We start from the raw sequence: 22,131 nt of genomic DNA, 5'->3' as shown, positions 1-22,131 counted from the left end.
GACGCCCGGGATTATTGGCCCCGGGCATCGCGGTCTACTCGTCCAGAAAGCTTCGCAGGTAGTTCGCTCGCGACGGATGCCGGAGCTTGCGCAGGGCCTTCGCCTCTATCTGGCGAATCCGCTCGCGGGTGACATCGAACTGCTTGCCGACCTCTTCCAGCGTGTGGTCGGTGTTCATGTCGATGCCGAAGCGCATGCGCAGCACCTTGGCTTCGCGCGGCGTCAGGCTGGCGAGGATCTGGTGCGTGGCCTCCGCGAGGCTCTGCGAGGTCGCCGATTCCAGCGGCGACACGGCCGCCGTGTCCTCGATGAAGTCGCCGAGATGCGAGTCCTCGTCGTCGCCGATCGGGGTTTCCATCGAGATCGGTTCCTTGGCGATCTTGAGGACTTTCCGGACCTTGTCTTCCGGCATTTCCATCTTGACCGCCAGTTCTTCCGGCGTCGGCTCGCGGCCCATCTCCTGCAGCATCGTGCGGCTGATGCGGTTCAGCTTGTTGATCGTCTCGATCATGTGCACCGGGATGCGGATAGTGCGCGCCTGATCGGCGATCGAACGGGTGATGGCCTGACGGATCCACCACGTGGCGTAGGTCGAGAACTTGTAGCCGCGGCGATATTCGAACTTGTCGACCGCCTTCATCAGACCGATGTTGCCTTCCTGGATCAGGTCGAGGAACTGCAGGCCGCGGTTGGTGTACTTCTTCGCGATCGAGATCACGAGGCGAAGGTTGGCTTCGACCATTTCCTTCTTCGCGCGGCGAGCCTTGGCTTCACCGACCGTCATGCGACGGTAGATGTCCTTGATCTCGTCGATCGACAGCAGGTTGTCGCCCTCGATCTGGGTCAGCTGATCCTGCAGCAGCTTGATGTCGTCCTTCTTCGTCGCCAGCGCGGCCGAATACTTGCGCTTGGCGCGGATCGCCTTGTCCAGCCACGCGAGATCGGAGGCACCGCCTTCGCGGTACTTGGCGAGGAATTCATCGCGCGCCATGCCGCATTCCACGCAGCAGATGCGCATCACGCTGCGCTCGATCGAGCGGATCAGCTCGACCTTGTTGCGCAGGTTGTTGGTGACTTCGACGACGATCTTCGGCGACAGGCGGAAGGTCATGATCAGGTCGGCCACTGCCGCGCGGCGGGCCTGGGTCTTCTTGCTCGACGTGCCGAGGCGCAGCAGCGAATCCCAGGCCTCGTCGTACAGCGCCTGCAGCTTGGCGAAGTTTTCCGCGCACAGGACCGGATCCGGACCGGTGTCGACGGTTTCCTCTTCCTCGTCTTCCGCGCCTTCGACCACTTCCGGCTCGATGTCGGCGACTTCCGGCGGCAGCGCCTCTTCGGCGACCGGCACCGGCGCGTTCGGGTCGAAGAAGCCGACCACGACTTCGGCCAGACGCTTCTTGCCGTTGATGGCGTTGTCGTACTGCTCCAGCAGGATCGCGACCGTTTCCGGGTAGCTGGCCATCGCGTACAGCGCTTCGCCCAGGCCTTCCTCGATGCGCTTCGCGATGCGGATCTCGCCTTCGCGATCGAGCAGTTCCACCGAGCCCATCTCGCGCATGTACATGCGCACCGGGTCGGTCGTGCGGCCGAATTCGGAGTCGCTCGCGGCGAGCGCGGCAGCGGCTTCTTCGGCGGCTTCCTCGTCGTCTTCGGCCGCGGCCACGGCGGGCTCGCTGAACAGCTGCGCCTCCGTGTCCGGGGCTTCGTCATGGACCGGAATGCCCATGCCCTGGATCATCGTGATGACGTCGTCGATCTGCTCCGAGTCGACGATTTCCGGCAGGCTGTCGGAAACTTCGGCGAAGGTCAGGAAGCCCTTTTCCTTGCCGAGCGCGATCAGGTTCTTGATCTGGGATTGCTGGTCAGCTGCTGCCATCTGAATACTCTTGTGTAGAACCGGCGCGCATGAACCGGTCAAGAACTGCGCAGTTTACCGGAACTGGCCACTTTTCGGCCAGCCAGACCGGCAAGGTGGGGCCGGCGGCCAGTCATGCAAGCACCGCGCATCCGTCGCGTGCCGGCTCCCGTAATCGCGAGGAACCGACGAGCGAGGACCCTGACAATGACCCCGTGCCTGCCGAAGCGTTCGCACCGCCTTGCCGCCAGCGTGCTCGGCTGCGTGCTGGCACTGCCGCTCGCCGCTGCGCCCCGTGACGAATCGGCGATGACGGCGGCCGGGCTGGCGCTGGTCTCAATCGCGGCCGATGGCAGGCTCGATGACGCGTTCGCCGCCGCCGTGGCACTGGCTTCGCCGCGGGATCCGGCGCTGCCGGCGATCGTCGAGGCCAGCCGCAGCCGCATCGTTGCCGAGACTGCCGTGCTCGGCGCGCCACAGCCGCCGGCGCAGCTGCTGCCGGTCGACGTCACCATCTTCCCCGGCACGATCGTTCGCGACTACCGCCTGCGCTATGCCGGTGGCGAGCAGCGCTGGCGGCTCAAGTTCCGGCTGCTCAGCAGTGGCTGGGCGCTGGCTGACCTGAACGTGCGCAGCGAGCGTTCGAACTGAGCGACGGCCCGCGGCTCACGGCCGCTGCATCAGCGCCATCAGTTCGGCCTGCTCGGCCGGTTCCAGCGGCCGCTCGCGGGCGGCATCGAGCAGTGCCTGCTGGCGCTCGCGGATCGCGCGCTTGCGCAGCAGCGCGATGCAGTCGAGGAATTCCTCGGCCAGCGATTCGCCGGCGATGGTCAGCGGCATCGCGCTGATCCGGCCGAGCGCCGCCCCGCGCGGCGTGCCGCGATGCATTTCCAGCCATTGCGCGGCATTGGCGTCGGGGTTTTCGCGAAAGAACTCGATGCCTTCGATCAGGATGTCGAGCCCCGGCTGATTCAGCGTTTCGAGCTGGCCCAGATGCTCGACCTGCGCCGCCAGCGCCGGCGCTTCCAGCAGCAGCTGCAGCGCCAGCCGCACCGGCTTTGCGCCCGGCGTCTCGACCCGGCGACCGCCGTCCGTGGGCTGCGACGCAGTCGCCTCGGGCTTGGCTTTCGACACCAGCGCCGCTTCCAGATCGGCGCGGCCGAGCCGGGTCAGCCGCGCCAGTTCATCGACGATCAGCGCCCGCAGCGGGCCATTACGCAGTTTCTCGACATGCGGCCGTGCCAGCCCGGGCAGCCGCGCGCGGCCATCGAGCGTGGCGATGTTGACCTGCTTCTGCAGTTCGCTCAGCAGGAAATCCGACAGCGACTGCGCCTGCTCGATGCGGGCGCGGAACGCTGCTTCGCCGATCTCCTGCACCAGCGAGTCCGGATCGTGGCCGTCGGGCAGGAACATGAAGTGGCATTCGCGGTTGTCGAACACCTCCGGCAGCGCCTGTTCCAGTGCGCGCCAGGCCGCGGAACGCCCTGCGCGGTCGCCGTCGAAACAGAACACGACGCGCTGGGTCGACTTGAACAGCAGGGTCAGGTGTTCGCGCGTCGTCGCCGTGCCCAGTGTCGCCACCGCATTGCGGATGCCGTGCTGCGCCAGCATCACCACGTCCATGTAGCCCTCGACCACGAGCAGGTACGGCAGCTCGGCCTTCGTCGCCTGCTTGGCCTCGTACAGGCCGAACAGGTTGCGGCCCTTGTGAAAGAGGGGCGTTTCCGGCGAATTCAGGTACTTGGCCGGATCGTTCGCGAGCGTGCGGCCGCCGAAGCCGATGGTGCGGCCGCGGGTGTCGCGGATCGGGAACATCACGCGGTTGCGGAAGCGGTCGTAGGCGCCGCTGCCGCGGGCGTCGCTGCCGTCGCGCTCGATCAGCAGGCCGGCGTCGATCGCGTGGCGCCGCTGGCCGTCGGCTTCCGGAAACAGGCGGGTCAGCGCATCCCAGGATTCCGGCGCGAAGCCGATGTTGAACAGCTTGGCGGTCTCGCCGTCGAGGCCGCGCTTCTTCAGATAGTCGATCGCGGGCTGATGCGTGCGCAGTTGCGTGCGGTAGAACTTCTCGGCCACGGCCAGCGCATCGAGCGGGCCGTCGAGCACCAGCCGCGGCGCGTCGTTGCCGCCTTCGCGCGGCACGTCGACGCCGGCGCGCTTGGCCAGTTCCTCGACCGCCTCGACGAACGTCAGGCGATCGTTTTCCATCAGGAAGGTGATTGCCGTGCCGTTCTTGCCCGAACTGAAGTCGAAGAACATCTGCTTCGCCGGATTGACGAAGAACGACGGCGATTTCTCGTTGGTGAACGGCGACAGGCCCTTGTACTCGCGGCCGGCGCGCTTGAGTTCCACGCGCGAGCCGACGACTTCGACGATGTCGACGCGCGTCAGCAGGTCCTGAATGAACGAGTCTGGAATGCGGGACATGATTGGCCTGACCGATGCAGCGCCGTCCCGGACGCCGACTGCCTCAGACCTGCGGCTCGACCGGACGGCGAGCCGGGACTTTAGCCCAGCTTGGCCTTGATCAGGCCCGACAGCTTGCCCATGTCGGTCTTGCCGGCGACCTGCGGCTTCAGCCAGGCCATGACCTTGCCCATGTCCTTCATGCCGGCAGCGCCGGTTTCGGCGATGCCCTGCGAGATCAGCGCGCCGACTTCGTCATCCGTCAGCTGCTGCGGGAGATAGCTGGTCAGCACGACGATTTCGGCGGCTTCGATCTCGGCCAGGTCCAGCCGGTTGCCGGCGCGGAACTGCGATTCGGAATCGCGGCGCTGCTTCAGCATCTTTTCCAGCGTGGCGATGACCACGGCGTCGGTCACTTCAACCGAATCGACGACCTCGCGATTCTTCAGTTCCGAGGTCAGCATGCGCAGCACGCCGAGGCGGGCCTTGTCGCCGGCCTTCATCGCCACTTTCACGTCGTCGGTGATGCGGTTGCGGAGGTCGGACATGGCGGGCTTCCTGAACGGAGTCGAAAACGGGATCGACAGCAAAACGGACAAAACACAAATCGCGCCCTGTAGGCGCGATTCATGGACAACGGGATCACCGAGCTACGCGCGCCGAGAGGCGCGACATCGGGGTTGGCGGCGAGCGATGACGCTCGACCGCCAGCCGGCTCAGTACATCCGCACCTGCTTCGAGGTTTCGCGGGAAACCTTCTTGGCCTGACGCTTCACGGCGGCAGCGCGCTTGCGCTTGCGTTCCTGGCTCGGCTTTTCGAAGAATTCCTTCTTGCGCAGGTCGGTCAGAACGCCGGCCTTTTCGCAGGTGCGCTTGAAGCGACGCAGGGCAACTTCGAAGGGCTCGTTATCGCGGACGCGGACATTCGGCATCAGATCACTCTCAACATCGGGCTACAGCAGGCCAAAGGGAAAATATCGTGGCGCTCGGATTCGTCGGACGGATCAGAGGGGCGCAAAGTCTAGTCAATCGTCTGCCGCAACGCAACGCGGCGGACGCGACTTGTCGCAGAATACCGGCCTGATGAAAGTCCTCGGCCCCATTCTCGGTCTCGAAACCTCCTGCGACGAAACCGCCGCCGCGATCTACGACGGTCAGCACGGCCTGCGGGCGCACGTGCTGCACAGCCAGGCGGCGATGCATGCGGAGTACGGCGGCGTGGTGCCGGAACTGGCCGCGCGCGACCATGTCGGCCGCATTCAGGCGCTGGTGGCGGCCGTGCTGAAGCAGGCCGGGCTCCACGCCGCGGACCTCGACGGCATCGCCTATACGGCCGGGCCGGGGCTGATCGGTGCGCTGCTGGTCGGCGGCGCGTTCGCGGCCGGGCTCGCGCAGTCGCTGGACCTGCCGCTGATTCCGATCCACCACCTCGAAGGCCATTTGCTGGCGCCGATGCTGGAATCGCCGCGGCCGGAGTTTCCGTTCGTGGCGCTGCTGGTGTCCGGCGGCCACACGATGCTGGCGCGGGTCGATGGGGTCGGGCAGTACGAGATCCTCGGCGAAACGCTCGACGACGCCGCCGGCGAAGCCTTCGACAAGACCGCCAAGGCGCTGGGCCTGCCGTATCCCGGCGGCCCGGAGCTGGCGAAGCTCGCGGCGCGCGGCAACAGCGGTGTATTCCGCTTCGCCCGGCCAATGACCGATCGCCCGGGGCTCGATTTCAGCTTCAGCGGGCTGAAAACCGCGGTGCTGACCCAGCTCAAGCCCGATTTCGACGATCAGGCCAAGGCCGATCTGGCGCGCGCGTTCGAGGAAGCGGTGACCGACACGCTGGCGATCAAGTGCGAACGCGCGCTCGACGCGACCGGGCTGTCGAGCCTGATCGTCGCCGGCGGTGTCGGTGCCAATCGCCGGCTGCGCGAGCGGCTGAAGCTGGCCACCGACCGCCGCCGCGCGGCGCTGTACTTTCCGCGCCCCGAGTTCTGCACCGACAACGCCGCGATGATCGCGTATGCCGGCTGGGCGCGGCTGTCGGCCGGCGAGTCCGCGCGCGGGCTGCCGGCGCGAGCACGCTGGCCGCTGCAGGAGCTGCGCGCGCCGGGCGTCGCCGATCCCGCCGTGCCGGTCTGACGCCGGCCCCGTTTCCCTTTCCTTCCCGTTCACGATCACTCGATGCCTCTCGACACCGTCTTCATCCACGCGCTGCACGTGGAAACCATCATCGGCGTGCATGCCTACGAACAGAACGCGCCGCGGCCGCTGCTGTTCGACCTGGAACTGGGTACCGACATCCGCGAAGCCGCCGCCAGCGACCGCATTCGCGATGCCATCGACTACAGCGCGGTGTCCGACGCCATCATCAGGCTCGCCAGCGAGCGCCGCTTCCAGCTGCTGGAAACGCTGGCCGAGACCGTGGCGCGGATGATCTTCGAGCGCTTTCCGATCGCCACCTTGCGGATGACCATCGGCAAGCCGGGCGCGGTCGATGCGGCGAAGACCGTCGGCGTGCGGATCGACCGTCGCCGCGAGGATTACGCGGCCTGCGGCGTGCGCTGAGCCGCCGGCGTTGGCGCCGGTTATCCTGATCGCCCCGGCCCCCGACCCGAGCTGCGCCATGAAGAAACTGCAACGCATCGAGCTGCTGAAGGACTTCATCCAGGAAGCCGTGGACCGCGGCGCGACCTCGGTGCAGGCCGTGCACGAGTACATCGCCGATCTGCCGTTCGAGGCGCTGCAGCAGACCGGGCTGCTGAAGGAAGAGGCGACCGGCCTGCAGCAGAAGCACCGGCAGACGATCGGCGTGGTCTACGACGCCATCCGCCGGATCAACCGCGAGATCGGCCAGCTGATTTCGGATCAGTTCGAGAATCTCGAGGAAACCCGCGACGCGGCCGAACGGATGGCACCTGCGCCGACGCCCAAGCCGTCCCCGAGTCCGAGCCCGAAACCGCCCGCGAAGAAGCTGACGGCAGCGAAGTCCGCGGCGAAGAAGGCTCCGGCGAAGAAGGCGGCCCCGCGCAAGCGCGCCGCGAAGAAGACCGGCGACGCCTGATCGATCACGTCTTGCGCCGAATGCCGGCGCAGGGCATCCGGCGCGGCGTCCGCGCCTCAGGTCGGCGGCAGCTTGCACACCGGCAGCAGCACGCCCTTCGAGGTCCACGCGCCGTTTGCGCGTTCGAACTGGTAGGCCTGCGAGCCGCCGCAGCCCGGATTGACCAGGCTGTTCGACGGATCGCAGACCAGGATCTTGTCGCTGCCCTGCCCGTACCACAGCACGTCGGACTCGCTCGGCAGGTTGGCGCGGGTCAGCAGTTCCTGACGGTCCGGCGGCGCGCTGGACAGCGCCTTCCAGTCGGAGCCGGCGATCGCGTTGCAGTCGCGCACGGCGCGCGAGGCGCAGCCGCCAAGAGCCAGCGCGGCAGCGAGGACGATGAGGGAGGCGGGTCGGATCACGCGGAATTCCTGAAGTGGGAGCGGGCCTCGGGGGCAGGCCGGTCTCGGTGAAGGATAACGCCGATGCGGCGATTCTCGATGACGGTCAGCCTTCGCCGGCGATGGTCATCGCCTCGATCAGCACCGAGCCGCAGCGGACGCCGCCGCGGGTGTCGACATCGCTGCCGATCGCGGCGATCGCGCGGTACATCGCGGCCAGATTGCCGGCGATCGTCACTTCCTCGACCGGATGCACGATCACGCCGTTCTCGACCCAGAAGCCGCTGGCGGCGCGCGAGTAGTCGCCAGTGACGGTGTTGACGCCCTGGCCCATCAGATCGGTCGCGATCAGGCCGGTGCCCATCTCCCGGGCGAGCGCGTCAAGGCCGCCGTCGAAGGTCGAGTCGATCACCAGATTGAACACGCCGCCGGCATTGCCGGTGGTTTCCAGCCCCAGCTTGCGGGCGCTGTAGCTGCCGAGCAGGTAGCCGCCGAGCACGCCGCGGTCGACCAGCGTGCGTTCGACGGTGGCCACGCCTTCCTGATCGTAGGCGCTGCTGCCGGCCGCGCGCGGCAGGAACGGCCGCTGGCGTGCGGTGACGCGTTCGGCGAACACGGTTTCGCCGAGCTTGCCGTGCAGGAAGCTGGCGCGGCGATACAGCGCGCCGCCGGAAATCGCCCCGATGAAGTGGCCGAACAGCCCGCGCGCGACTTCCGGCGGAAACAGCACCGGTGCGGTACGCGTCGACAGCGACTTCGCGCCGAGCCGCGCTGCGGCGCGTTCGCCGGCGCGGCGGCCGATGGCGGCGGCGGGTTCCAGATCGTCGAAGCGGCGCGAGCTGCTGTACCAGTGGCCGAGCTGCATGGCATCGCCGTCGACGGCGATCGCGGCACAGCCGAGGCTGTAGTCGGTGGCGCGGCGACGGCCGACGAAGCCGTGGGTGTTCGCGTACAGGCTCAGGGATTCGCGGGTGTCGACGCTCGCGCCTTCGGACTGCGTGATCCGGGCGTCGACCGCGAACGCGGCCGCCTCGCATTCGCGCGCGCGCTCGATCGCGGCGTCCGGCTCGACCACGTGCGGGTGGTAGAGATCGAGGTCCGGGAAATGCGTCGCCAGCCGCGCGGGATCGGCGAGGCCGACGGCCGGGTCTTCGCCGCCGACGCGGGCAATCGCGCAGGCCGCTTCAACGGTGCGCCGGAGCGCGGCATCGGACAGATCGGTGGTGCTGGCCGAGCCGGTGCGCTGGCCGAAGAACACGGTGATCGACAGGTCGCGGTCGCGCTGGAACTGCACCGATTCGACCTCACCCTGGCGCACCGCCACCGACAGGCCGCGGCTGACGCCGAGATTGCTTTCGGCGGCACTGGCGCCGAGCGACTTCGCGAGATCCAGCGCGGCCAGCAGGCGCGGCTCGAGGTCGCGGGCGTCCGGCAGATGCGGAGCGGGAGTCTGCGCGGACAGGGATGCGGTCATGGCCTTCGGATCGGCGGGGGAAGATCGCGAGATTAAAGGAAGACGCAGCGAGCCGTGGCCGGCCGTCGAGCGCAAATGAAAAGGCAAGCAAAATCAGCCGCTTGATCGAAGTCGCCTGCCTTGTTTTTCGGGCGCGACCTGTTCAAGCTTCGATCCGCTGGCCGCACATGACGCCGCCGGCCGCACTCCACACGACTCCCTCGAAGCGCCCATGAACTACACGACCCTGAAGATCGAACTCGACGGCCCGGTTGCGCGGCTGATCCTCAATCGCCCGGACAAGGCCAACGCGATGTCGGAGCCGATGTGGGCCGAGCTGCCGCAGGCCGCCGCGTGGCTGAACGCGCAGCCGCAGGTGCGGGTCGTGATCCTCACCGGTGCCGGCCGCCATTTCACCGCCGGCATCGATCTGGAAGTGCTCCATTCGCTGTCGGCCAAGGTGCTGAAGCCGGGCTGCCCGGCGCGCGCGCGCGAAAGCCTGCGCGACTGGATCCTGTGGGCGCAGAACAGCCTGACCGCGATCGAGAACATCCGGGTGCCGGTGATCGCCGAGATTCAGGGCGCCTGCGTCGGTGGCGGCGTCGATCTGGCTTCGGCCTGCGACCTGCGCTATTCCACCGTCGACGCCAAGTTCTGCATCAAGGAAGTCGATCTCGCGGTGGTCGCCGATGTCGGCACCCTGCAGCGGCTGGCGCCGATCATCGGCCACGGCCGGTTGACCGAACTGACCTACACCGGCGAGACCTTCACCGGTGCCAAGGCCGAGAAGATCGGGCTGGTCAGCGAAGCGTTCGCCACCGCCGAGGCGCTGCACGCGCATGTCGATGCGCTGGCCAGAAGTCTGGCCGCGAAGTCGCCGCTGACCCTGCGCGGCATCAAGAAGAACCTGCTGTATTCGCGCGATCACACGGTGGCCGAAGGGCTGGAATACGCCGCCGGCTGGAACGCCGCGATGCTGGTTTCCGACGATCTCGCCGAAGCGGTCGGCGCCTTCCTGCAGAAGCGCGCGCCGACCTTTGCCGACTGAGCACGCGTGGCGGCACTGCTGCCGTGGCGATGCCCGTTGCCCAGCGTGACCGGCGTCTCGGTGGCAGTTCCATGAGCCTCGCTATGCTCGAACCCCGATGCCCGGCCGGGCATCCCCATCCCGCGCGCCGGCATCGTTCTGCCGGTGCGCGACGCCACGCTGCACCGGAGCGAATCATGGAGCGATCGAACGCAATGCCTCTTCCTGCCCGCCGCGCGGGCGCCGCGCAGCCGCGGGCAGCGGCCGGACCCGGCTTGCGCCGCATCGCGGGCGCGCTGGTGACGATGCTGGTGCTCGGCCTGTTCTCGGGCCTTGGCGGCTTTGCGGACGTGCGCGCGGCGGATGACGGCGCGGCCGCGGCCAGCAATCCGGCCGAGGCGGCGTGGGAAGCGGCCGCCGCGGCCTTGCAGCGCGGACCGCAGTCGATCGCGCTGCGCGATCAGGCGCATCTCGCGCTGCCGGAAGGTTATGGCTTCGTGCCGGTCAAGGAAGCGACGACGCTGATGGAAGCGCTCGGCAATTCCGTCAGCGAGCAGTTCATCGGCCTGATCTTTCCGGTCGGCAACGATGACGCGCAGTGGCTGATGTCGGTCGACTTCGCCGCTGCCGGCTACATCAAGGATGACGACGCCAAGCACTGGAAGGCCGACGAACTGCTGCAGAACCTGAAGGACGGCACGAAGGCGAACAACGAGCGCCGCGAGAAGCTCGGCTATCCGCCGATCGAGGTCACCCGCTGGGTCGAACCGCCCGCGTACGACGCCGTCACGCAGCGTCTGGTCTGGTCGGCGGAGGCGCGCGACATCGGCGCCCAGCCCGGCTCCGACGCCACGGTCAACTACAACACCTATGTGCTCGGCCGCGAAGGCTACATCTCGATGAACCTGATCACGTCGGCGTCGAAGGTCGAGGACGAGAAGCCGGCCGCGCGGACCCTGCTGTCGGCGGTCAGCTTCGACGATGGCAAGCGCTACGCCGATTTCAATGCGTCGACCGACAAGGTCGCCGAATACGGGCTTGCCGCGCTGGTGGGCGGCATCGCGGCGAAGAAACTTGGCCTGCTGGCACTGGCCGGCGCCTTCTTCGCGAAGTTCGCCAAGATCATCGTGCTGGCGCTGGCCGGCGCCGCCGCCCTGTTCCGCAAGGTGTTCGCCGGCCGCAAGGCCTGACATGGCCGCGCTGCTGTCAGGCCTGTTTCTGCTGCTGAAGGGCGCGAAGTTCGGGAAGCTGCTGTTGACGGGCGGGACGATGCTGATTTCCGTCGTCGCGTATTCGTTCCTGTTCGGCTGGTGGTACGCGGCGGGCTTCGTCGGGCTGATCTTCGTCCACGAGATGGGCCATTTCCTTGCGGCTCGCCGCCGCGGACTGGAGGTCGGCGCACCAACCTTCATCCCGTTCGTCGGGGCCTGGATCCAGCTCAAGCAGTTGCCGCACGACGCGGAAACCGAGGCCTACATCGGCATGGCCGGGCCCTTGGCCGGCACCTTCGGCGCGCTGCTCTGCTACTACGCCGCGCGGGAAACCGGCAGCTCGCTGCTGCTGGCCTTGGCCTATGCCGGGTTCTTCCTCAATCTTTTCAATCTGATTCCGGTATCGCCATTCGATGGCGGCCGGATCACGGCCGTGATCTCGCCGCGCATCTGGCTGCTCGGCACGCCGCTGCTGATCGGCCTGTTCTTCTGGCGGCCAAGCCCGCTGCTGATCCTGATGGCGCTGCTGGCCTGGCCGAAAGTCGTCGAAGCCTGGCGCGGCATCCGCACGCCGGAGCAGCAGACCTACTACGCGGTGGACGCCGAAACCCGCACGTCCTACGCCGCGCTGTATCTCGGGCTGGCGGCGTTCCTGTCGATCATGTGCTTCGAACTGCATCAGCAGCTGCCGCGCGCGTTCTGAGCGCTGCGGTGAACGGGCCGGGCGCTTCCGCCCGCGGCATCGCACGCGAATCACCGTCACGGCGCTCGCGCGAGCCTGCACACGCATCGCCCACGAAAAAGGCCGATCCTTGCGGATCGGCCTTTTGTCAGGCGGCGAAGTCAGCCGCGACTTCGAATGCCGGGTTCGCGATGCGCCGCGAACCCGGGACCATCGTCAGCGAACGTCGATCGCGATGCTGCGGATCTGCTGCGTCGTCGTCAGACCGATGCGCGAGGCACCGGCGCCGGCGTTGACCAGGGTGGCAGCACCGGTGGTCAGGTTGATGCGGTACAGGTCCGACGGACCCGTGCCGGCACCGGTCCGGATCGCCGCCAACACCAGACCGTTGGCGCCGCCGGTGATGTCGAAGCCGACGTCGCCGTTGGCGGTGACACCGAGCGGGCCGACCGCCGTCACGACACCGTCATTCGGCGGGTTCTGCAGGTACAGCGTCGTGGCGTCGACATCGAACAGCTGCGTGGCCGTGGTGCCCGCGAAGTTGTTGGTGTACGCCGCGCCCACGAGGTTGGTCGCCGTCAGATCGGTGTCGGTGATGGTGGCACCGTTCGCGACGTTGATGCGCAGGTTCGCGGCCGTGCTCGAAATCACGCGCAGACGATCGACCACCGGATTGAAGTCGGCACCGAAGTTGGCGCCGGCCGGCAGCGCCGTGAACGGCACGGTCAAGTCGGTGCTGTCGGCAACCAGCGTCGACGCGAGCGTGGCCAGACCGGTCGAGGTGTTGATCGTGTAGATCCGGTTCAGCGAGCTCACGCCGTACAGCAGGCCATTGGCCGGGCGGAAGTCGATGCCGACCACCTGCTCGCCAGCGCTGAGGCCGGTGATCGCGACATCGGCCACCGCGTTCGGCGTGAACAGGTTGTTGGCCTGGCTGAACGACACCAGACGGTTGTCGGTGGTGACGGCGTAGACGTTCAGCGTCGTGCCGCCGGTCAGTGCCAGACCGCGCAGCGGCGGAGCCGCCGCCGTGCCGGCGCCACCGCCGACAGTGCCCGCCGAGGTCGCGGCACCCGTGGTCAGGTTGACGTTGTACACCGACGAGCCGGTCGCGGTGCCGGCCACGGCTGCGAGCAGCGCGTTGTTGTTGCGGCCGTCGATGACGAAACCGTTGACGGCGGTGATGTCGCCGATGCCGAGGCTGCCGATCGCCACGGCGACGCCGCTGTTCGGATTGCCCGGATCGTTGGCGATGCCGTTCGCCGGGTTGGCGCCGATGCGGACCAGCGCATCATTGCCACTGTCGATCGCGTACAGCGTGGTCACGTTGGCGGTCGGGATGGCGTTGGTGTACGCCGCGCCCGTGGCCACGGTGCCGGCCGGGCCGCTGATGGTGGTGTCGGTGATCACGAGGCAGGCGCCCGAGGCCGCCGGCGTCGTGTTGATGCGCAGGTTGCTGCCATCGCTGCCGGTCACGCGCAGGCGGTCCGGAACCGGATTGAAGCCGACGCCGAAGTTGGCACCGGCGGTCAGCGCCGAGAACGGCAGCGTGGTGTCGGTCGGATCGGCGGCGAGCGGGCACAGCGGTGCGGCGACGCCGGCCGTGGTGACGGTGAACAGGCTGCTGTTGCTGGCCAGCGCGACGAGGCCGCCGGTGACCGGGCGGGTGTCGAGGCCGAGCAGGTCGACACCGGTCGGCAGGCCGGTGACGGCGCCGCTGGTGCAGAGCTTGTTCGGGGAGCCACGCATGAACGTGACATAGCCGTTGGCGTTGGTCAGGCCAAACAGTTCGCCGGCCGCCTGGGCAGGCGTGGCGGTCTGGGCGCGGGTCGCGAAGCCGATCGCGCTTTCGCCGGCGTTCAGGGTCAGCGTCGAGGCCAGCGTGGCGGCACCGGTGCCGGTGTTGATCGAGTAGACGCCGGTCGATGCGGCAGTGGTCAGCACGGCGAACGCGGTGTTGGCGCCGGTGGCGCTGGTCGAGATGGTGAAGCCGTTGACGCTGGTCGCGTCGACGCCAAGCGCACCGATCGAGTTCAGCACGCCGTCATTCGGCGGGTTCTGCAGGTAGACGCGGTCGGTCGCCGGGTCGATCACGAACAGCTGCGTGCGGCACGCGGCATTGAAGGCATTGGTGTACGCCGCACCGGTGGCGCCGGTCGCGGCACCGTTGAGCGCCGTGTCGGTGATCGTGGCGCCGTTCGCGACGTTGATGCGCAGGCTCTGCCCCGTGTTGGACACGACGCGCAGGCGGTCCGGAACCGGGTTGAAGTCGATGCCGAAGCGGGCACCGCTCAGCGCGGTGTACGGCGCGGTGGTGTCGGTCGGGTCGGCAACGAGCGTCGACACCGCGGTCAGCGCGCCCGTGGTCGGCGAGATGGTGACGATGCGGCCGGCGCCGGCGGCACCGACGACGAGGCCATACAGCAGGCCGTCATTCGGGCGGAACGAGATGTCGGCGATCGTTTCGCCGGCGGCGAGGCCAGTAATCGAGTTGCTGACGGCGATCGTGCCCGGCGTCGCCAGATTGACGCCGAGCAGGCGATTGGCGCTGGTGACGATGTAGCTGTTGGTGGTGACCGGCGGCGGCGGCGTCGGGGGCGGTGGCGGGAGGAACGGTGCATCGTTGTCGCAGCCGGCGAGGAAGATCACACCCGCTGCAAGACACCACTGCATTTGACGCTTGGCCATCGCTTTTCTCCTGGAAAGTGTTCGCGGGCAGCACACACTGCCGCGCGCGTTGATACGTTGCCGCGTGTTGTCTGGATTAGCTTGACGGCCGGCCGCAGAAAACTGTCGCACTCGGACGCCCTGAATCCCGATCATAACCACATCCGTGGGACTACCCAATGCTGCACTGCGGCTGATTCGCGTCGGATTTGCGTCGTGCTTCGATTGCCGCAATCAATGCTCGACATCAGGGCGTGACGGTCGCGGTGCCGCAGCCATCGGAGTTCACGGAAACTTCACCGAAAGCGCCTGCAGCAACTGCCGGTGCAGACCACCGAAGTCGCCGTTGGACATCACCAGCACCCGATCGCCCGGACGGGCTTCGTCGGCGATGGCCGCAAGCAGGGCATCGAACGCCGGATGCAGGCGCAGCCGTTCGCCGACGGGGGCGAGGGCGCTCGCGGCATCCCACTTCAGATCGCTGCGGGCATAGACGAAGGCGAGGTCGGCATCGCGCAGGCTGGCCGCGAGATCACCGCCGGCATGCCCGCCGAGGCGCATCGTGTTCGAGCGCGGTTCGAGCACGGCGAGAATGCGGCCGGTCGCCGAACGCTCGCGCAACGCCGCGATGGTCACTTCGATCGCGGTCGGGTGATGGGCGAAGTCGTCGAACACTTCGATGCCGTTGACGGTACCGAGCAGTTCCAGCCGGCGTTTGATGCCGCGAAAGCTTTCGAGGCCGCGCAGCGCGGCGGCTGGCGTCACGCCGACGTGGTTCGCCGCCGCGATCGCGGCGACGGCGTTCGCCCGATTGTGCGGCCCGGCCAGTGGCGTGACGGCCTCGCCGAGCGGCAGGCCGTGCTGCAGCAGCGTGAAGCCGCGATCGTTGCGCTGCGCCGACCAGCCGCGTGCGTCGTGACCGCTGCCATCGAACCAGTCGACTTCGCTCCAGACGCCCAGGTCAAGCACGCGCGGCAGGTTCACGTCCTGTGCGTTGACGATGAGCCGGCCCTGACCGGGCACGGTGCGGATCAGGTGATGAAACTGGCGCTCGATGGCCGCCAGGTCCGGGAAGATGTCGGCGTGGTCGTACTCGAGGTTGTTCAGGATCGCCGTGCGCGGCCGGTAGTGGACGAACTTCGAGCGCTTGTCGAAGAACGCCGTGTCGTACTCGTCGGCCTCGATGACGAAACACCGGCCGCGGCCGAGCCGTGCCGAGACGCCGAAGTTCACCGGCACGCCGCCGACCAGAAAGCCCGGCTCGAGCCCGGCCTGATCGAGCAGCCAGGCCAGCAGCGAGGTGGTCGTGGTTTTCCCGTGGGTGCCGGCGACGGCCAGCACATGACGGCCAGCGAGCACGTTCTCGGCCAGCCATTGCGGGCCGGAGACGTACGGCAGGCCGGCATTCAGCACGTACTCCATCGCCGCATTGCCGCGGGTGACGACATTGCCGACGACCACGACATCCGGCGCCGGTTGCAGATGCTCGGGCTTGTAACCCGGCATCACGGCGATGCCGAGTGCTTCGAGTTGCGTCGACATCGGCGGCCAGCCGTTGGCGTCGGAGCCGGTGACGGTATGGCCGGCCTCGCGGGCGAGGGCGGCGATGCCGGCCATGAACGTGCCGCAGATGCCGAGGATGTGCAGATGCATGGTGGCGCGCTCAGCCGAGGATAGGCGCCAGCAACTGGGCCGAAAACAGCACCAGCAGCAGCACGTTGAAGATGCACAGCATTGCCAGCAGCCCGCTGAGCACGGGGCCAAGGTCGGCCGCGCGGCGCAGGATGTGGGCAGTCTGGAAGTAGAACCACAGGGGCAGGATTTTCAGCAGCATCGACGGCCCGGCCGGCAGTACCGGCAGCTTGTCCGGCGGAAGAACGACCACGGCCGGATCCGGCTGCGCCTGCTGCGCGGTCTTCACCGTTTCGAGGAAGGCGTTGATCGCCGGCAGCATCGCCAGCGTCGGCCACAGCATCATCAGCAGCAGCACCGAAGTCGTGGCCAGCAGCGCGTTGCGGGTCTGCTGGAAGCGGCTGTCGAGCCCGCGCAGCCGCAAGGTCGTGCGCACGAACATCGAGGCGCCGGCCGCGGCCACAGCCCCGGCCGCGAGCGCCATCAGCGGCGTTGCCGATGCGCCGAACATCGCGGCACTGGCCAGCACCGAGATCGTGATGCAGGCGCGGCTCAGCGCTGGGTCTTCCGAGTACGGAAAATCTTCGGGACCGGCACGGAACAGCAGGATTTTCAGCGTCGTGGCGAACGCCTGATTCAGCATGGTGGACGGGAGGTGCGGAAAAGGGGTGCGACATTCTAAGCGCCGGGCCTCGCCGCGAGCCGTGGCTGCGCGCACCGCGGTGGCATCGCGTCTCGGATGGTGACCGCGAATGCCACAGGAATCATCGGTCGATCATGCGAAACTCGGCGCCTGAACTGCGAGATGCCGCCTTGAACCCTGCTGTCGAGTTGATCGTCACCCCGGACGCGCTGGCCGCGCGCATCGAGGGCTGGAAGCGCTGCCCGTGGCTGGCGCTGGATACCGAATTCCTGCGCGAGGACACCTACCACCCGATCCTGTGCCTGGTGCAGGTCGGCGATGGCGAAACCGACGTCTGCATCGACAGCCTGGCGCTGGCCGGCGCAGGCCTTGCGCCGCTGTGGTCGATGCTGGCCTCGACGGCCGTCACCAAGGTCTTCCACGCCGCGTCGCAGGATCTCGAAATCCTCGTGCGGCTGGGCGATGCCCGCAGCGAGCCGCTGTTCGATACCCAGATCGCCGCGGCACTCCTCGGCTACGGCGATCAGCTCGGTTACGCCGCGCTGGTCGAGAAACTGCTCGGCCTGAAGCTCGACAAGAGCCTGACCCGGACCGACTGGTCGCGCCGCCCGCTGACCGGCCCGGAACTGGCGTATGCCGCTGCCGATGTCCGCCATCTGGCCGACATCTATCCGCGGCTGGTCGACGAGCTGAACGCCCGTGGCCGCTATGGCTGGCTGGTCGAGGACTGCACGCGGCTGGCGGACCCGGCGCGCTACCGCAATCCGCCGCAGGATGCGTGGAAGCGGCTCAAGGGTCTGGCCCGTCTCGCGCCGACCGCGCAGCGCGTCGCCGTGGCGCTTGCCGGCTGGCGCGAGCAGATCGCGCAGGAGCGCGACCGGCCGCGCAAGTGGATTCTCGATGACGATGCGCTGTATCGCCTCGCCGAGCGCTGCCCGCGCGATCCGGATGAACTCGTGGCACTGAGGGCGCTGCAGCCGAAGACGCTCGAACGCCATGGCCGTGCGCTGCTGGAACTGATCGAAGCGGCACAGGATGGCGCCGGCGGCCCGACGCTGACGCTCGACGAACCGCTGACCGAAGCCGAGAAGTCGCGCCTCAAGCGCCTGCAGGAGGTGCTCAAGACGATCGCCGAAAGCCTGAATCTGCCGGTGTCGTTGATCGCGCCGCGGGCCGATCTGGAATCGCTGGTGCGCTTCGGGGCCGGGTCGGACGCGACGGTGCTGAGTGGCTGGCGACGCGACGTGGCCGGCGAGGCGCTGCTGGCGCGCTTGTAGGCCGAAGCAGTCGCCTGACACGGAAAAGCCCGGTTTCCCGGGCTTTGGCGCTCAGTGCGGCAGCCGGGCCGTGGCCCGGCATGCGGAGCTCAGAGCACGGCCGTGATGCGACCGAAGATCTGGTCCATCGTGCCGATGCCGTCGACGCTGGTGACCTTGCCCTGCGCGGCGTAGTAGTCAAGCAGCGGCCGGGTTTCGGCGTTGTAGACCTCGATGCGGTGCCGGATCACGTCTTCCTTGTCGTCGTCGCGGCCTTCCTTCTGCGCGCGGTCGAGCAGGCGAGCGATGATTTCCTCATCGGCCACGGCCAGATGCACGGCGCGGGAAATCGGCGGCTGGCCGAGGCGCACGAGCATCGCGTCCAGCACTTCGGCCTGCGCCGTGTTGCGCGGGAAGCCGTCCAGGATGAAGCCCTTCTTGGCGTCATCCTGACCGAGGCGTTCCTCGACGATGCCGATCACGATCTCGTTCGCGACGAGCTGGCCGGCATCCATCACCGCTTTCGCCTTCCTGCCGAGTTCGGTGCCGGCCTTGACTGCCGCGCGCAGCGCGTCGCCGGTGGAAATCTTCGGAATGCCGAAGTGCGCGACGAGCTTTTCGCCTTGCGTGCCTTTGCCGGAGCCGGGTGCGCCCAGCAGGATGATTCTCATGTTCCAGACAGTCCCAGTGTTGTGCCGAGCGAATGCCCGCGTGGATGGTTACCCGGTGTCGCCCGGCGATCCGAACCGGACCGTCCGTCAAACCGACTGGCGACGCAAACAGCGGTCTGACGTGAACGACCCGTCGACCGCAGTCAAAGTTGAGCGCGATGTCATCCAAGGTACCCGCTGGACGCGCATCGCGTCAACGCGGAAAGGGCAGTCCGCCGGTTATACTTTGGTCGACGAATAGCCTTCGAATGCAGCGTTCCGCGCCGAACGTCGGTCATTTCGCTCGCTTCTTGCAAAATTGGTACAGGACTGTCTCTGGTCTGCCACGGTGCTTGCCGGCCGTGACGCCCGAGGCCGGCGGGCCGGCAGTTCTCCGGCCGCAGGCGCGGCGCATGGCCAGCGACAGGCCGCAGTGCCGGTTCTGCCGTCCGGATGTCACGCGCGTTCCGCAGTTCTCCCACCACACACAGGTAACGAATCATGGGTTTTGAAGCACTGGGCCCGGGCGATAAGGCCCCGAACGAGTTCTACGTCGTCATCGAGATCCCGGCCTACGGCCCGCCGGTGAAGTACGAAGTCGACAAGGAGACCGGCCTGCTGATGGTCGATCGCTTCATGAACGTCGCGATGAGCTACCCGGCGAACTACGGCTATGTGCCGAAGACCCTGGCCGGCGACGGCGACCCGGTCGACGTCCTCGTGATCACCCCGCATCCGGTGGTCGCCGGTTCGGTGATCAAGTGCCGCGCCGTCTGCGTGCTCGACACCGAAGACGAGAAGGGCACCGACGCCAAGCTGCTCGCCGTGCCGGTCGACAAGGTCTCGAACGGCGCCTACGACCACCTGCGCGATCTGGCCGACGTGCCGGAGCGCGTCAAGAACGAAATCCACCACTTCTACTCGTCGTACAAGGCGCTGGAGAAGGGCAAGTGGGTCAAGATCTCGGGCTGGCGCGATGCCGCCGCCGCGCGCGCCGAGATCGCGAAGGGCGTGGCCGACTACAAGGGCTGAAGCCTGGCGTCGCCGCTGCACCGCTGATCGGAAAAGGCAGGCCGCGCGCCTGCCTTTTTCTTGCCCGCGACGGATTCCGTTGCTCAAGCTGAAACAATGCTCTCCATGAAACAGAAAGTCCTCGTCATCGGCAGCGGCGGTCGCGAACATGCGCTCGCGTGGAAGCTCGCCGCGTCGCCGCGCGTGTCGGAAGTGATCGTCGCACCCGGCAACGCCGGCACCGCCACCGAAAGCCGCTGCCGCAACGTTGCGGTCGCCGCCGACGACATCGCCGGCCTGCTGAAGCTGGTCGCCGACGAAGGCATCGGCTTCACCGTGGTCGGCCCGGAAGGGCCGCTGTCGAAGGGCGTGGTCGATGCCTTCACCGCCGCCGGCCACCGCGTGTTCGGCCCGACCCAGGCGGCGGCGCAGATCGAGGCCAGCAAGGCCTTCACCAAGGACTTTCTGGCGCGTCACCGGATTCCGACGGCGCAGTACCGCGTGTTCGTCGACGTGCAGCCGGCGCTGGATTACGTCGCCGCGCGCGGTGCGCCGATCGTGGTCAAGGCCGATGGCCTCGCCGCCGGCAAGGGCGTGATCGTCGCCGAAACCGTCGAACAGGCCGAAGCCGCGATCCGCGACATGCTGGGCGGCGCTTTCGGTGGCGCCGGCGCCCGTGTCGTGATCGAGGATTTCCTCGTCGGCGAGGAAGCGAGCTACATCGTCGTTGCGTCGGGCACGAAGTACGTGGCGCTGGCCTCGGCGCAGGATCACAAACGCGTGTTCGATGCCGATCAGGGGCCGAACACGGGCGGCATGGGCGCCTATTCGCCAGCGCCGGCGGTGACCGCGGACGTCGATGCCCGCGCGCGGCGGCTCGTGATCGAACCGACCCTGGCCGGCATGGCGGCGGAAGGTCGTCCGTTCACCGGCTTTCTGTACGCCGGGCTCATGATCAGCCCGGATGGCATGCCGAGCGTCGTCGAGTTCAATGCGCGTCTGGGTGATCCGGAAACCCAGCCGATCCTGATGCGGCTCGACTCGGATCTGCTCGATCTGCTCGAAGCGGCCGTCGCTGGCGATCCGAACAGCGCCCCGCCGGTGTGGAATCCGCAGGTTGCGCTCGGTGTCGTGATGGCGGCCGGCGGCTATCCGGGCGAGATCCGCAAGCACGACGAAATCGCCGGGCTCGATGCCGATTTCGGTGCCAAGGCCAAGGTCTTTCACGCGGGCACCGCGCTGGATGCGGCGGGCCGCGTCGTCACCAGCGGCGGCCGCGTGCTGTGCGTCACCGGGCTGGGCGACACCGCCGCCGCCGCGCAGGCCGAAGCCTATGCCGCGCTCGAAAAGCTGTGCTGGACCGGCGTACATTTCCGCAAGGACATCGGCTATCGCGCCGTGGCGCGGGAAACGGGCAAGGCATGAACGGACGAGCGACTGCGGCGATCATCGGCAACAGCCTGCTCGGCGGACTGCTGGCGATCGCGGCAGTGGCTCGCGCCGATACCTACGGCCGGCAGGAGCGAGCGCGCATCACCGGGCCGGTGAACAGCATCGAAGTCGTCGCCCGGCTCGACGGCGGCGTCACGCAGTCCTCGCTGCATGCGGTCGGCGTCAAGTACTTCAACCGTGGCGGCACGACCTGGGTGCGCTTCACCATCGACAACGGCAGCGTGCTGCCCGGCAATCGCGTGACGCTGGAACGCGAGGTGCTGAAGGACGTCAAGCTGAAGCAGCGCGGCGGCGGCATCGAACACCGGCCGCTGGTACGCCTCGGCTACTGCATCGGCCGGATGGCGATGGACAGCGAAGTCAGCGTGTCCGATCGCAGCGGCTATACCGCGCCGCTGGTGATCGGCGCGGCGGACCTGCAGAAACTCGGCAGTGTCGATTCCGCACGGGAATACACGCGCGAGCCGGATTGCGCTGATCAGCCGCCGGTGGCGGCTCCCGCCGCCGCTGTGTCGGCGCCGGCGCGGCGCAGCCGGCTGAGCGAACTGCTGCCCGCGGACGCACCTGCAATCGCGCCAGCGCCGCCCGCGGCGAGCCGCTTTAGCTGCGATGGCCGGCAACACTGTTCGCAGATGTCGTCCCGTGCGGAGGCCGAGTTCTTCGTCAGGAACTGCCCGAACACGAAGATGGACGGCGATCACGACGGCATTCCCTGCGAGAACGATTCGCGCTGGTAGATTGGCGTCGATCGGGCACA

At 67.8% G+C, this 22,131-nt stretch carries 21 protein-coding genes; 11 read left to right on the top strand and 10 right to left on the bottom strand.

The window, feature by feature from the left end; translation table 11 throughout:
- Nucleotides 1–34: 34 nt before the first annotated feature.
- A complete protein-coding gene (rpoD, locus tag QZ951_RS13270; RefSeq protein ID WP_293001224.1) occupies nt 35–1,876 on the bottom strand; it encodes an RNA polymerase sigma factor RpoD in 1,842 nt (613 codons plus the stop codon).
- 186 nt (nt 1,877–2,062) lie between these two features.
- On the opposite strand from rpoD, the gene QZ951_RS13265 reads away from it, so the two are divergent.
- A complete protein-coding gene (locus QZ951_RS13265; RefSeq protein WP_293001222.1) occupies nt 2,063–2,506 on the top strand; it encodes a hypothetical protein in 444 nt (147 codons plus the stop codon).
- A gap of 15 nt (nt 2,507–2,521) precedes the next feature.
- Here QZ951_RS13265 and dnaG read toward each other — a convergent pair whose 3' ends face one another.
- The 3 genes from dnaG to rpsU form a co-directional block, all read right to left on the bottom strand.
- Nucleotides 2,522–4,279, bottom strand: coding sequence for a DNA primase (gene dnaG / locus QZ951_RS13260; RefSeq protein WP_293001220.1), 1,758 nt, complete (start codon nt 4,277–4,279; stop codon nt 2,522–2,524).
- Between the two features lie 80 nt (nt 4,280–4,359).
- Nucleotides 4,360–4,806: a GatB/YqeY domain-containing protein gene (locus tag QZ951_RS13255; protein ID WP_293001218.1), complete on the bottom strand. Its 447-nt coding sequence runs from the start codon at nt 4,804–4,806 to the stop codon at nt 4,360–4,362.
- 168 nt (nt 4,807–4,974) lie between these two features.
- Nucleotides 4,975–5,190, bottom strand: a complete 216-nt coding sequence (gene rpsU, locus QZ951_RS13250) for a 30S ribosomal protein S21 (protein ID WP_293001215.1) — start codon at nt 5,188–5,190, stop codon at nt 4,975–4,977.
- 151 nt (nt 5,191–5,341) lie between these two features.
- Between rpsU and tsaD the strand changes: the two genes are divergently transcribed.
- The 3 genes from tsaD to QZ951_RS13235 are packed head-to-tail and all read left to right on the top strand — an operon-like array spanning nt 5,342 to nt 7,310.
- Nucleotides 5,342–6,388 carry a tRNA (adenosine(37)-N6)-threonylcarbamoyltransferase complex transferase subunit TsaD gene (gene tsaD / locus QZ951_RS13245; RefSeq protein ID WP_366943922.1) on the top strand — a complete coding sequence of 349 codons (1,047 nt, stop codon included), beginning with the start codon at nt 5,342–5,344 and terminating at the stop codon, nt 6,386–6,388.
- Between the two features lie 42 nt (nt 6,389–6,430).
- Entirely contained in the window at nt 6,431–6,814 is a 384-nt protein-coding gene (gene folB / locus QZ951_RS13240) for a dihydroneopterin aldolase (protein WP_293001211.1), read from the top strand.
- A gap of 58 nt (nt 6,815–6,872) precedes the next feature.
- A complete protein-coding gene (locus tag QZ951_RS13235; protein WP_293001209.1) occupies nt 6,873–7,310 on the top strand; it encodes a hypothetical protein in 438 nt (145 codons plus the stop codon).
- 56 nt (nt 7,311–7,366) lie between these two features.
- On the opposite strand, the gene QZ951_RS13230 is transcribed toward QZ951_RS13235, so the two are convergent.
- Together QZ951_RS13230 and pmbA are read right to left on the bottom strand one after the other, a co-directional pair.
- A complete protein-coding gene (locus QZ951_RS13230) occupies nt 7,367–7,711 on the bottom strand; it encodes a hypothetical protein (RefSeq protein ID WP_293001207.1) in 345 nt (114 codons plus the stop codon).
- An 85-nt stretch (nt 7,712–7,796) separates the two neighbouring features.
- The gene (gene pmbA / locus QZ951_RS13225; protein ID WP_293001205.1) at nt 7,797–9,164 is read right to left on the bottom strand and encodes a metalloprotease PmbA; all 1,368 of its coding nucleotides are present in this window, start codon (nt 9,162–9,164) and stop codon (nt 7,797–7,799) included.
- Between the two features lie 211 nt (nt 9,165–9,375).
- Here pmbA and QZ951_RS13220 point away from each other — a divergent pair, with 211 nt between their 5' ends.
- From QZ951_RS13220 to QZ951_RS13210, 3 genes are all read left to right on the top strand, one after another.
- Complete coding sequence (locus QZ951_RS13220; protein ID WP_293001203.1) at nt 9,376–10,191, top strand: crotonase/enoyl-CoA hydratase family protein; 816 nt, start codon at nt 9,376–9,378, stop codon at nt 10,189–10,191.
- A 194-nt stretch (nt 10,192–10,385) separates the two neighbouring features.
- On the top strand, nt 10,386–11,360 hold the full coding sequence (locus QZ951_RS13215; RefSeq protein WP_293001201.1) for a DUF2167 domain-containing protein: 975 nt from the start codon (nt 10,386–10,388) through the stop codon (nt 11,358–11,360).
- A gap of 1 nt (nt 11,361) precedes the next feature.
- On the top strand, nt 11,362–12,084 hold the full coding sequence (locus tag QZ951_RS13210; RefSeq protein WP_293001198.1) for a site-2 protease family protein: 723 nt from the start codon (nt 11,362–11,364) through the stop codon (nt 12,082–12,084).
- 195 nt (nt 12,085–12,279) lie between these two features.
- Here QZ951_RS13210 and QZ951_RS13205 read toward each other — a convergent pair whose 3' ends face one another.
- The 3 genes from QZ951_RS13205 to QZ951_RS13195 all read right to left on the bottom strand — a co-directional run bounded on the left by QZ951_RS13205 (nt 12,280) and on the right by QZ951_RS13195 (nt 17,005).
- Entirely contained in the window at nt 12,280–14,751 is a 2,472-nt protein-coding gene (locus QZ951_RS13205) for a DUF4394 domain-containing protein (RefSeq protein WP_293001196.1), read from the bottom strand.
- A gap of 264 nt (nt 14,752–15,015) precedes the next feature.
- Nucleotides 15,016–16,383 (bottom strand): UDP-N-acetylmuramate:L-alanyl-gamma-D-glutamyl-meso-diaminopimelate ligase, encoded by a 1,368-nt coding sequence (gene mpl / locus QZ951_RS13200; protein ID WP_293001194.1) that lies wholly within the window; start codon nt 16,381–16,383, stop codon nt 15,016–15,018.
- Nucleotides 16,384–16,393: 10 nt separating this feature from the next.
- Nucleotides 16,394–17,005, bottom strand: coding sequence for a hypothetical protein (locus QZ951_RS13195; RefSeq protein ID WP_293001193.1), 612 nt, complete (start codon nt 17,003–17,005; stop codon nt 16,394–16,396).
- Nucleotides 17,006–17,175: 170 nt separating this feature from the next.
- On the opposite strand from QZ951_RS13195, the gene rnd reads away from it, so the two are divergent.
- Nucleotides 17,176–18,282, top strand: a complete 1,107-nt coding sequence (gene rnd, locus QZ951_RS13190; RefSeq protein ID WP_293001192.1) for a ribonuclease D — start codon at nt 17,176–17,178, stop codon at nt 18,280–18,282.
- A gap of 89 nt (nt 18,283–18,371) precedes the next feature.
- Here rnd and QZ951_RS13185 read toward each other — a convergent pair whose 3' ends face one another.
- The gene (locus tag QZ951_RS13185) at nt 18,372–18,932 is read right to left on the bottom strand and encodes an adenylate kinase (RefSeq protein ID WP_293001190.1); all 561 of its coding nucleotides are present in this window, start codon (nt 18,930–18,932) and stop codon (nt 18,372–18,374) included.
- A gap of 480 nt (nt 18,933–19,412) precedes the next feature.
- On the opposite strand from QZ951_RS13185, the gene ppa reads away from it, so the two are divergent.
- The 3 genes from ppa to QZ951_RS13170 all read left to right on the top strand — a co-directional run bounded on the left by ppa (nt 19,413) and on the right by QZ951_RS13170 (nt 22,111).
- Nucleotides 19,413–19,943: an inorganic diphosphatase gene (ppa, locus tag QZ951_RS13180; RefSeq protein ID WP_293001188.1), complete on the top strand. Its 531-nt coding sequence runs from the start codon at nt 19,413–19,415 to the stop codon at nt 19,941–19,943.
- Nucleotides 19,944–20,048: 105 nt separating this feature from the next.
- Nucleotides 20,049–21,347: a phosphoribosylamine--glycine ligase gene (purD, locus tag QZ951_RS13175; RefSeq protein WP_293001186.1), complete on the top strand. Its 1,299-nt coding sequence runs from the start codon at nt 20,049–20,051 to the stop codon at nt 21,345–21,347.
- Entirely contained in the window at nt 21,344–22,111 is a 768-nt protein-coding gene (locus tag QZ951_RS13170; protein WP_293001184.1) for a RimK/LysX family protein, read from the top strand. Before purD ends, QZ951_RS13170 begins: the two co-directional genes overlap by 4 nt.
- Nucleotides 22,112–22,131 lie beyond the last annotated feature (20 nt).

The organism is Nevskia sp., from assembly GCF_021732705.1.
Classification (GTDB): domain Bacteria; phylum Pseudomonadota; class Gammaproteobacteria; order Nevskiales; family Nevskiaceae; genus Nevskia.
The sequence above is the reverse complement of the archived record's forward strand: the minus strand, read 5'-3'. Positions and strand labels throughout refer to the sequence as shown.

Excerpts from the sequence above, each read along its gene's own strand:
- rpoD (WP_293001224.1), bottom strand. The coding sequence starts at position 1,876 with ATGGCAGCAGCTGACCAGCAATCCCAGATCAAGAACCTGATCGCGCTC.
- QZ951_RS13265 (WP_293001222.1), top strand. The coding sequence starts at position 2,063 with ATGACCCCGTGCCTGCCGAAGCGTTCGCACCGCCTTGCCGCCAGCGTG.
- dnaG (WP_293001220.1), bottom strand. The coding sequence starts at position 4,279 with ATGTCCCGCATTCCAGACTCGTTCATTCAGGACCTGCTGACGCGCGTC.
- QZ951_RS13255 (WP_293001218.1), bottom strand. The coding sequence starts at position 4,806 with ATGTCCGACCTCCGCAACCGCATCACCGACGACGTGAAAGTGGCGATG.
- rpsU (WP_293001215.1), bottom strand. The coding sequence starts at position 5,190 with ATGCCGAATGTCCGCGTCCGCGATAACGAGCCCTTCGAAGTTGCCCTG.
- tsaD (WP_366943922.1), top strand. The coding sequence starts at position 5,342 with ATGAAAGTCCTCGGCCCCATTCTCGGTCTCGAAACCTCCTGCGACGAA.
- folB (WP_293001211.1), top strand. The coding sequence starts at position 6,431 with ATGCCTCTCGACACCGTCTTCATCCACGCGCTGCACGTGGAAACCATC.
- QZ951_RS13235 (WP_293001209.1), top strand. The coding sequence starts at position 6,873 with ATGAAGAAACTGCAACGCATCGAGCTGCTGAAGGACTTCATCCAGGAA.
- pmbA (WP_293001205.1), bottom strand. The coding sequence starts at position 9,164 with ATGACCGCATCCCTGTCCGCGCAGACTCCCGCTCCGCATCTGCCGGAC.
- QZ951_RS13220 (WP_293001203.1), top strand. The coding sequence starts at position 9,376 with ATGAACTACACGACCCTGAAGATCGAACTCGACGGCCCGGTTGCGCGG.
- QZ951_RS13215 (WP_293001201.1), top strand. The coding sequence starts at position 10,386 with ATGCCTCTTCCTGCCCGCCGCGCGGGCGCCGCGCAGCCGCGGGCAGCG.
- QZ951_RS13210 (WP_293001198.1), top strand. The coding sequence starts at position 11,362 with ATGGCCGCGCTGCTGTCAGGCCTGTTTCTGCTGCTGAAGGGCGCGAAG.
- QZ951_RS13205 (WP_293001196.1), bottom strand. The coding sequence starts at position 14,751 with ATGGCCAAGCGTCAAATGCAGTGGTGTCTTGCAGCGGGTGTGATCTTC.
- mpl (WP_293001194.1), bottom strand. The coding sequence starts at position 16,383 with ATGCATCTGCACATCCTCGGCATCTGCGGCACGTTCATGGCCGGCATC.
- QZ951_RS13195 (WP_293001193.1), bottom strand. The coding sequence starts at position 17,005 with ATGCTGAATCAGGCGTTCGCCACGACGCTGAAAATCCTGCTGTTCCGT.
- QZ951_RS13185 (WP_293001190.1), bottom strand. The coding sequence starts at position 18,932 with ATGAGAATCATCCTGCTGGGCGCACCCGGCTCCGGCAAAGGCACGCAA.
- ppa (WP_293001188.1), top strand. The coding sequence starts at position 19,413 with ATGGGTTTTGAAGCACTGGGCCCGGGCGATAAGGCCCCGAACGAGTTC.
- purD (WP_293001186.1), top strand. The coding sequence starts at position 20,049 with ATGAAACAGAAAGTCCTCGTCATCGGCAGCGGCGGTCGCGAACATGCG.
- QZ951_RS13170 (WP_293001184.1), top strand. The coding sequence starts at position 21,344 with ATGAACGGACGAGCGACTGCGGCGATCATCGGCAACAGCCTGCTCGGC.